The sequence below is a fragment of the Peribacillus sp. NPDC058002 genome, assembly GCF_042886655.1.
In the GTDB taxonomy this organism is placed as follows: domain Bacteria; phylum Bacillota; class Bacilli; order Bacillales; family DSM-1321; genus Peribacillus; species Peribacillus aracenensis.
The window spans coordinates 22,988-32,028 of the sequence record NZ_JBHVQU010000041.1; the positions used below are offsets into that span (position 1 = coordinate 22,988).

General features: G+C 38.2%; 6 protein-coding genes, 1 tRNA gene and 1 riboswitch. Of the genes, 1 reads left to right on the forward strand and 6 read right to left on the reverse strand.

Annotation, left to right across the window (positions count from 1 at the left end):
- Window positions 1-228 precede the first annotated feature (228 nt).
- The 6 genes from ACFVSH_RS10375 to mgtE all read right to left on the reverse strand — a co-directional run bounded on the left by ACFVSH_RS10375 (window position 229) and on the right by mgtE (window position 6,498).
- Window positions 229-302 (reverse strand) — tRNA-Gly (locus ACFVSH_RS10375).
- Between the two features lie 185 nt (window positions 303-487).
- On the reverse strand, window positions 488-901 hold the full coding sequence (locus ACFVSH_RS10380) for a YbjN domain-containing protein (protein ID WP_063235961.1): 414 nt from the start codon (window positions 899-901) through the stop codon (window positions 488-490).
- A 146-nt stretch (window positions 902-1,047) separates the two neighbouring features.
- A complete protein-coding gene (locus tag ACFVSH_RS10385; protein WP_387705842.1) occupies window positions 1,048-3,000 on the reverse strand; it encodes an FUSC family protein in 1,953 nt (650 codons plus the stop codon).
- 415 nt (window positions 3,001-3,415) lie between these two features.
- Window positions 3,416-3,583, reverse strand: a complete 168-nt coding sequence (locus tag ACFVSH_RS10390) for a hypothetical protein (protein ID WP_387705844.1) — start codon at window positions 3,581-3,583, stop codon at window positions 3,416-3,418.
- A 32-nt stretch (window positions 3,584-3,615) separates the two neighbouring features.
- Window positions 3,616-4,644: an NADP-dependent oxidoreductase gene (locus ACFVSH_RS10395; protein ID WP_387596947.1), complete on the reverse strand. Its 1,029-nt coding sequence runs from the start codon at window positions 4,642-4,644 to the stop codon at window positions 3,616-3,618.
- Window positions 4,645-5,139: 495 nt separating this feature from the next.
- Entirely contained in the window at window positions 5,140-6,498 is a 1,359-nt protein-coding gene (mgtE, locus tag ACFVSH_RS10400; RefSeq protein ID WP_387705846.1) for a magnesium transporter, read from the reverse strand.
- Window positions 6,499-6,780: 282 nt separating this feature from the next.
- A riboswitch (M-box (ykoK) riboswitch) is annotated at window positions 6,781-6,946 on the reverse strand.
- Between the two features lie 346 nt (window positions 6,947-7,292).
- Here mgtE and ACFVSH_RS10405 point away from each other — a divergent pair.
- Window positions 7,293-8,636, forward strand: a complete 1,344-nt coding sequence (locus tag ACFVSH_RS10405) for an alpha/beta hydrolase family protein (protein ID WP_387705848.1) — start codon at window positions 7,293-7,295, stop codon at window positions 8,634-8,636.
- Window positions 8,637-9,041: the final 405 nt, after the last annotated feature.

A 9,041-nucleotide genomic window follows, 5' to 3' on the forward strand; every position in this document is an offset into this window, starting at 1 on the left:
CTTTGAACAAGTTTGCATCGAAATCCCCACTCTCCCAGATGTAGAATCACAATAAATAGAAAGCTACGATTTTCATTACGGTATGACATCCGGTATTACCGCTTCCATAGAATGTAGTTAATTGGGACAATAAAAAAATCCCACTGTGAACAGTAGAATTCTTGTAATAATATTTAAACGCAAAGCTTCGTTCTCCAGGTAACGAAACCCTACGTTATGAGTATGTATTGGAGCGGGTGAAGGGAATCGAACCCTCATCATCAGCTTGGAAGGCTGAGGTTTTACCACTAAACTACACCCGCATATCCATGTAGAACTTTGTCGAATCACTAACAAAATTAATTATATAGTTTAATGTGAAAAAATGCAATAGTTCTTTTAAAAAAATTTAATAATTAATGTATTGTAACGTTAATATATTCATTCACTCTAGTAAAGATGTTAAAAGTCCCCTGATTCAGAGAACTTTTTCATCCTATATGATGATTTAAGACCAAATGACTTCCATTAACCGCGGATAAACCTGCTGTGCCGTTTCAAGCAGCATGATTAACTTCCTGAACGCCAGATCCGGTACGATGTCCCCCTCAATGGAGTATGAATACCGAATGGAAATGGTCCCATTTTCTTCATACAGCTTGGAATACCTAAAATTAGCATTATATTCATTCAACAGTGTATGTACATCCTGTTTCTTTTCAGGATTCTTCAACTCGGCGACATTAAAGCAAAATAAGTCCGCCACATTTTCATCTTGATTGAAAGCAAATACTAAAAGGACCTTCCACCCGTCCTTTAACTTTTGCTCGGCTCTAAAAAAGGTGGTGCCATCTTCATTCAACTCATTCATATAGATTTTCTCACTAGTTAAAAAATCACGAAATTTAGCAACGTTTGACATGGTTCATCACCTTTCTGTTTGTAAATACATTTTATAATGAAAACCGGCATTTTTACAGACTTTTCTATAAACCTGCCCATTTCATCTTATTAACAGTGGCGATTGAGATTCTAATAAGAACTCCCTTATTAGAATCACTAGATTGATTAACTCGTTGCTTCACCGCAAAACCGAAGTGCTTTTTGAAGATCCAAAATTTCGTGGCGGATTTTTGAGTACCCTTCAATTTCCGGAACCTCTTTATTGGTAAGTGACCGCCCCTTATCTGCAGCGATTGCCATTGTTTCAAAAACATACAGTAATTGAGCAAGTTCACTCTCTGAAAGTACCAACCGATCGGAGAATTTCAAGCTTGCATTTAAATAATATCCCAGCTGTTCTATCGAAAATATTACGGGCCAAAGAGATTCCAGTCTAGCCTTGTTTTTGAATATCTCACCAAGAGCAGCATTGTAGACCGTTAATAGATTAACCATATTGGTTTGCATTTTGTTCCTTTCACTGCTTTCATCGATTGCAAGTCCATTATCCTGTCCAGAGAACGCCACCAACAGAAATTGCCCCTGGCTTCGAATGGTTTTGGCCATCAAATGATTGAGAAGGCTTGAGGCCGATTGACTGCCGATTAGCAGCGATCCAAGAAGACCTATCATGCTCCCGACGACGATATCGGTTATTCTTACGGTCGCAAAAAAACTAAAATCATAGCTTTGAGTTGAATATTCCGCCATGATTAAAGCTGAAGGGGTAAAAAACATCGCCGCCAATCCATAATTCCGCACGATGAAAAGCTCTGTAATGATTGTCAAACACAAAATGATCAGAACGATAATGAACTCGTTATGAACGGATGCAAGAATTAAGCTTGCCAATAGGAGTCCAATGATTGTCCCGAAGGTCCTTTGTACCGCACGATGAAATGTGGCAACGATGGTCGCACCTGACATAACGGCTGCACAGGATAAGGGAATCCAGTACGAACGGTTAAAATCAGCGGAATAGGCGATGATGGCCGCAATGGTAAGGACTGTTCCATATCGAACGGAAGAGAGAAAGACAATCGAGTTCTTATCGAACGCCCCAAGAAAAATCGTTTTTAAAGAAGGCTTTGAGATTGAAGCTTCCTTGTGGATTTTACTAACCGGTTCATTCATGATGGCATCCGCATTGTAAATTTCTACGAATAGCTTTGCAACCTCTAGTTCCATTTGGTCCGGCTGAAGAATCTTTGATTCATTTTTAGTTTTAGATGCAATGGAGTCAGCCAAGGCACGTACCGATTGTCCTAATTCTGGCGGTAGCACAAACTTTTTGTGCAAGGATAGTTCCAATGCTTCCAGGAAAATGACATTCGCCTGGTCATTCAATAGAAACAACCGCTTTAACATGTCTGAGCTTCGCCTGTTTGAAAACCCGGCTAACAATGTACCTTCCGCTTGTTTCATCGCCAATACCGTTCTTTGTCTTGCTGCATTGAATCTCCCGGTGCCTAGCGAATCAAAAAATGCACCCAATTCTCTGTACACCTTTTCCACCGCAAGCTTTTCTGGTCCATGAGGATTGAAAAACCAACCTAACATACAGATTATCCAAGACAGTGCCCCCCCCAATAAAACAAGACCTCCACGCAACGGTGCAAGCGTCTGATCGATGGGCATACCTGTCGCTAGCGCAAAACTCAAGACAAAGAAAACCGCCGAAGGACCGGTAATCTTTAATGCACCAAAAATAAAAAAAACACTTGCCCCGATGATCCCCATAATTATGGCTGTTCCCAATTGGTATGGAGCCAAAAGCGTCCCTAATACAACAGATAAAGCAAGACCCACCATCACAAAGAAAATCTTTTTAGCTCTTTGGTGATACGGTTGGTTAAATACGTATAAATAAGTGAAACCGCCTATTCCTGCCAGTAAACCGTACGCTAAATTGCCGAATAATAAGCCAATGAAAACAGGTAAGGCAGCCGCTATCCCTGCACTTAAAGCTTTTATCCAAGGAAATGGATTCTTTTTTAATTCAAAAGCCTGTTTAAATGTCGTATGTATTACATCCAACTTCAGAGATTTTGAAGATGTCCCTTGCTTATCTTTACTCATTTCAATTTTCCCTTTCATCAAATGATTACCTAGGTAACTGTTCTTTTTACTTTATCATGTCATTATGTCGAGAGCCATGTTTATAGAGACCCTTTTTTAATATCCTTCATATGGAGCAAAAGATACGGTAAAGGGTAAGTAATTCTTGTAAGCCTTTGTTTTACACCTAATTTTCGTATGATTTCCACATGTATCGAAGCCCTTGACTTTCAAGAAGGAACATCACTGTCATCCCTTCAACAGATAGACAAACACGGCCTTTCATGTGTTAGTGACCAGTATCAAAATTATTGATGATATATATAACTATCTTATCTCGGGTGTTATTCATAGCGACAAATTGTCCGATAACGACATTGATCCCAACATATGAAAATCCAGAGAATTCTTTTTTACTCCAAAGCTTGATTATCTTTCATGAAGGACATGCTTTGTAAATGATCAGGAATGGACACCATCCAAATAGAAAAAGGTCGAAGCACATCAATTTAGCTGAAAGATGTGCTTCGACCTCTATTATTGGTTTAACGGGATTTTTTTGAAATAACAGCTCTTTTAATACACCTTCATTTTCAAAGGTCAAACAAGATTCCGCCTCCACTTTGTTCCCTAATCTTATAGTTGAGCGAATTCAGGTTCCGCAACTTTTACAAGCTGTTTACCGAGGTTCGTTCCTTTAAATAAACCTAAAAAGGCATCAGGTGTGTTTTCGAATCCTTCAATAATCGTTTCTTCGTACTTCAGCTTTCCTTCTTGAAGCCACTTCCCTAAATCCGTAGCCCCCTCTTGGAATCTAGCTGCATAATTCCCAACTGTGAAACCTTTCATAAGGGCACTCGTTTTGATCATCGCCGATTGCAGACGCGGTCCTAGATCTTTCCCTTCTGCATTATACGAGGAAATCGCTCCGCATAATGGAATTCGGGCATTCGCATTCAAAAGTGTGAAAACAGCATCGGACACCTCGCCGCCCACATTATCGAAATAAACATCGACTCCATCGGGAACAGCATTAGCTAAATCTGTCTTAAAACTATCTCTTTTATAATTTACGGCTCCATCAAATCCGAGCTCTTTCGTTAAGTACTCAAGTTTTTCATCTGAACCGGCGATGCCAACAACCTTCGCACCTTTAATCTTAGCAATTTGTCCGACTGCTGACCCAACTGCTCCAGCCGCTCCTGAAACCACTACAGTTTCACCTTCTTGAGGTTTACCAATATCAAGCAAGCCAAAATAAGCAGTTAAACCGGTCATTCCAAGAATCCCTAAATGAGTTGTGACCGGAGCCACCTTGGGATCAATCACACGGATTTCATTTTCAGTGACAACTGTGTATTCCGCCCAGTCGATATTCCCGACAACGACATCCCCTTGTTTGAAGGAATTCGATTTGGACTCAACAACTTCAGCAACCACTCCACCGGTGATAACCTTATTCAATTCAAATGGAGCAATATATGATTTTGTATCTTGCATTCTGCCACGCATGTATGGATCGACAGATAAATATAGTGTACGTACTAAAATTTCATTATCCTTTGGTGTGGGAACGTCACTCTCAACAAAGTTAAAATCCCCTTTCGAAGGCATACCTTTTGGACGATTTGCCAGGGTGATCATTTGCTGTTTGGTTTGTGTCATCATTGTTCCTCCTTGGTTTTAAATACGTAATTTCGAAAAGAAGCGTATCACTGATGAAGTTCATCGGTCAAAGAATATGATTGGCTATTGCTTCCATAACACTCTTTATGTAGCCTTTCCTGCAAATCCTAAACTTGCTACGACCTATTATGTCCCATGTTTTCCTTTCATATAAAGGTCATCAGCAATTGGCTTTGTTACCTTCAATGTTCGTTTAAGAATAAATCATGTACGTAGACTTCTATATTATACGGTTCGCTTCCCAGGAAACTTTAACGGCCTTTCCCCTTTTGGATACCGGAAAAGGCCGCAGCTTGAAATACACTATTTTTAGTCTGCTTGGCAAATGTTCAAGCTCAGCAGCTACTTTTTTTCTTCTTATCTATAATTCCGATTTAAATCGTCGGCATGGACATTTTGTTCTGAAATCTTTGAGACTAAGTTCACACTTAAAAAAACTTTGCAAGCATATGTGAACTTGGTTTACTGGAAAGTCTACATCAATTTTGAAATAAACATCGTTGCAATTCCAAAGTAAATGAGTAACGAAAGTATATCATTCAGTGTTGTAATTAGCGGACCAGAAGCAACGGCAGGATCTATGTTGAATTTATATAATATCAAAGGAATGATGGTCCCAGCTAATGTCCCGATAATTAGGGTCATCACTAACGAACTTCCAACCACTAATCCTAGAACAGGATTTCCCTGCCAAACATAAGCAATGATGGAAATTAATATTCCACAGGTAATCCCTATTATCAATCCAACTTTCATTTCCCGTATGATAAGTCTGGTTACGACACCTTTATCCGTATCACTAGTGATTAGGCCTCTTACAACAACAGCTAAAGATTGAGTACCAGTATTTCCAGTCATCCCTGCAATCATCGGCATGAAGAAAGCAAGTGCAACAACTTTGGACAATGTTTCTTCAAAACCGCTTATTATCGTTCCGGACACTAATCCGATAAATAAAAGTAAAATAAGCCAGGGCAGCCGACGATATGCGGCCACGTGCGCCTTCGTGTCAAAGTCTATAGCTTTTCCCGAAGCCGATAATTTTTCAATATCTTCATTCGCTTCCTTAATGACAACATCAATAATATCATCGACGGTCACAATTCCTAATAACTCATTATTTTTTTCAACTACAGGAATTGCTAAAAAATCATATCGCTCAATAACACGCGCTACCTCTTCCTGGTCTTCATAAGCAAATACGGAGATAACCCGGCTATACATAATATCTTGAATTTTTTCAGATTCATCATTTATTATTAAATCCCGATATGACACAACACCTACTAATTTTTTATCATTATCTATTACATAAAGATAATTGATCGTTTCCGAAAACTCCGCAAAGACTTTCAGCTTTTCAACTGATTCTCGAACCGTATAATGTTGGGGTATCCATACGAAACGGTTTGTCATTATTCGCCCTGCCGTTTCAGGTGGATAATTCATGATATTTTGAACGATTTTTGATTCTTCTTGTTTCATACCTGAAAGAAGTTCTTCAATTTTTTCAGGGGATAGGTCCTCTAACAATGAAGCTAGGTCATCATTATCCATTAGATCCATTACATGGCCGGATTTCTCTATTCCTAATTTACTAAGGATTTTCAATTGATGAACCTTTTCAGCTTCTTGAATCAGTTCAGCGATTTGTTCTGAATCAAGTAATAATAAGAAACGTGTATGATGTTTTTCTGGAAGCCCCTCAAAAATTCGCGCAATGTCATATGGTTGGAGTTCTTCTAATATTGCTTGAAATTCTTTCTTTTTTCCTTCTTTTAATACTTTTATGATTTGTAAAGTCATTTGATCTTCCGTCAGGATTTTTATCATTTCGTCACTCACTCCTTTAGGGGAGCCAAAAAATATTTCCCTTAAATATCAAGAGTAAAAAAAATATTATTATTCCCCTTCCCAAACTCTTTGTGTTCATTCAATTTTAATTAAGCTTCGAATATATCGTCGTGAATAGTTCCCCACTACCCTCACCTCCAGAAAAAAATAAAAGCACCTCCATTACAAATGAAGGTGCTTAATACCGTTTATATGCGTACATTGCCTGAATGACAAATACAAACAGTCGTATATGACTGAATGACAAATACAAGCATAAATCCAGTTCCTCCATTCGTAGAGCTTTAGCACTGTGTGGCATAGGACAAAGCCAGCTACATTAAAAACCACCTTATGTCGATGGTTTCTGTTGACCCATTGGCGTCTTTCGACGTTTTTGGGCAGTAGCGTATCTCCTACACAGGAGCCTCACCTAACGAGGATATTTAATTTACAAATTCACTCTAAAAGAGTTTCTTTTAGATGTCAATGTTTGATTCAAATCATTCTAATTTTGACCTAATTTCTTACCTTTAAAAGAGTGCCATGAGAAAAACCGACTTAAGCGCTCCCGATTAAGACAGTCTGATTGAATGTCTCTTCGATATTTTTTTAAAACGTCCCATACTGCCACCATATTTAAAAGGGTAAATTGGAAAAATAAACATCTTTTCAAGGGAAAATATTGGAATTATATATTAGAACTTACTTATAATGAAGACGGATATGAATGGCTGAAACAAAGAAACACTTTACATGTTTATCTCTAATTATTAAAGAAAGGGATTGCTCAAATGAAAAGACCTTTGGCGATTATATGTTTTATCGTAAGTGCTTTTGTATTAATGGTAGGTTGCAGAACCAAGGACACGGTAGAGGTGGAAGAGAAATCGAAGGAAGTGAGCTCATTGAAAGCTATTGAAGGCAGGTGGGAGGGAGATATTAAGATTCCAAATCAACCGCTTCCAATCATTGTTCATTTCACGAAGAAAGATGGAACGATAAGCATTCCTGTACAAGGGTTGAACGAATTCCCCTTAACAAGCGTAAAGTTAAGCAATTCAGACTTGTTTTTTAATATGGATATCCAAAATCAGAAAATAACGTTTGATGGGAAAGTAGATAAGGAAAGGATTTCAGGAACATTTGTTCAAAATGGGCAATCGTTCTCATTTGAATTGCTTAAGAAATCCGATCAGGCAGTTAAAGAGAAAGAAACAGGTGAAATCGTGCAGGCCGACTTAAAGAACGGAACCATAAAAGGTCTTTTGGAAACACCCAAAAATGAAGGGCCTTTCCCTGTGATGATTATAATTGCCGGTTCTGGTCCAACCGATAAAGATGGTAACTCCATTGCAAATCCCGGAAAAAATAATAGTTTAAAAATGTTAGCCGAGAGTCTTGCAGAAAAAGGTATCGCAAGCATTAGGTATGATAAGCGCGGAATTGGTGAAAATATGCAATTGGCAGGAAAAGAAAAGGACCTGAGATTTGAACAATATATTGATGATGCAGCTGCTTGGGCTCAATTTGCCAAAAAGGATGGCCGTTTTTCCAAAGTTGGCATCATCGGCCATAGTGAAGGCTCTTTAATTGGGATGGCTGCCGCAAAGAAAACGGAAACAGATATATTCATTTCATTGGCGGGTGCAGGCGAACCCATTGACCAAGTACTCATTAAACAGCTTGAAGAGCAACTGACACCGACGTTATTAACGGAATCCAAAGAAATACTGGCAAAGCTTAAACAAGGAAAACAAATCGGGACTGTCAGTGCTGATCTACAAAGTGTATTCCGACCTTCTGTTCAGCCTTACATGATATCATGGATTCAATATAACCCGATAGAATTAGTAAAGGAACTGAACATCCCTGTTCTAATCGTGAACGGTAATAGAGATATTCAAGTGCCGGCAACCAACGCAAAAGCATTACATAATGAAAAAAAAGATTCTGAATTACTTATACTTGAAAAGATGAATCATGTCTTGAAAGAAGCCCCTGAAGATCGAAAGGGAAATTTAGCAACATATACAAATCCTGAACTACCTTTATCCCCTGGATTGGTGAATGGAATCATTGAATTTTTAAACAAAAATGACATTACAAGTAATGACGGTCATAAAAATAACCATTGAGAATTGCTTCTCCCCCGGGTTCAGGTGATCGGGTTGTTGTTGACATTCATAATGATAACCATAGGCGTTGAAATAGAAGAAGTCAAAAAATTTAACATCTAGAGTACATTTAGCAGGAGAGAATTTCACCCAAATCTATAGAAATTGAAATTTGTGGACGCTGAATGAAAGATGGTTATAGTGGTTAAATCATGAATAGGAATAATCAATATAGTTTAGAAAGACCAACAGGGGAATTTTTAAACCTAAAAACAAAAGGCAGAATCAATCTGCCTTTTGTTTTTTATATTTTCTCCGAGATACTCTGTCCCACTTTTAAATTATATGCTAATAATCTTTTTTGAAGGCTCTTTCGTAAAGATTGTTGTTTTTAAAAACTTAACGATTTAAGGTTGATTGTAGCGT